The sequence below is a fragment of the Pseudomonas sp. C5pp genome, from assembly GCF_000814065.1.
Taxonomy (GTDB): Bacteria; Pseudomonadota; Gammaproteobacteria; order Pseudomonadales; family Pseudomonadaceae; genus Aquipseudomonas; species Aquipseudomonas asiatica.
Window position 1 is genome coordinate 1 of record NZ_JWLN01000095.1, and the last position, 838, is coordinate 838.

Annotated in this window: 2 protein-coding genes; one reads left to right on the forward strand and one right to left on the reverse strand. The window is 58.8% G+C overall.

Annotation, left to right across the window (positions count from 1 at the left end; translation table 11 throughout):
* Nucleotides 1–202, forward strand: a 202-nt coding sequence (locus RR51_RS31735) for a hypothetical protein (RefSeq protein WP_039615486.1), incomplete at its 5' end; no start/stop codon positions are given.
* 45 nt (nt 203–247) lie between these two features.
* On the opposite strand, the gene RR51_RS28475 is transcribed toward RR51_RS31735, so the two are convergent.
* Complete coding sequence (locus RR51_RS28475) at nt 248–574, reverse strand: DUF1654 domain-containing protein (RefSeq protein ID WP_039615487.1); 327 nt, start codon at nt 572–574, stop codon at nt 248–250.
* Between the last annotated feature and the right edge of the window lie 264 nt (nt 575–838).

Here is an 838-nt window from a genome sequence, read left to right on the forward strand (position 1 = left end):
TGCGCTGATGGTAATCGGCGCCATGTCTGGGCCGCCCGATGAAAAGTCAAAGGCCCGCGCAGCGATTGACCTGTGCTGGGAAGGCGTTGATGATGAGCTCCAGTCACTGAGTGCCCGCCGATTCGTCCGCGGCACCTGCCAGATGATGGTGGAGAAATTTGAAGCCAAGTACGGGCCTTCACCCTCCCTTCGACGGGACTGACCCCAAGGCATGAAAGCCCGCATGGCGCGGGCTTTTTTGTGCTCTTCAGAAAGGCGCCTCTTCCTCCACTTTCTCCTCCTCCCAATCCCTTTCCGCGACCAGGTCGCCTCGATCTTCGGCGTCTTGCGGCTCCCACCGTACCGTCACGCTCTCGTCATCGTTGAACGTCAGGTCCAGCTCTGGCGTTTCCGCCAGCAGCCCCATCACCTCCTCCCACTCCATGTCTCCATCCGTGTCCAGGCGATGGATCGTCACCCAGCGCTGAGCCTGCGCGATCGGGTGATTGATCATCGACGAGACCCGCAGGCCCAGGCGTTCCAGTCCGGTCATTTCCTGGCGCGCCTGCGGCGCCGACTTCTTCTGCTTGGCCATTCCTTCCTCCGCTAACTGTACATACATCCAGTATTAGGCAGAGCTTACCCGAGCCATCGAATGATGCAAGCCCGGATAGCAGATTAGGCACTCATGGAAAAAGTTAGGCATTACCTATTTACAAAAATTAGGCATTGGCTTATCGTTCATCTCAACACAGCAGTCACTCACGAGGGACTGCAGAGGCCCTCACAGGCCGACGCTCTTTAACAGCCAGCGCCATGCCCGACTACCCGGCCCAGCCGGTTAGGTCACTCCCGGCTC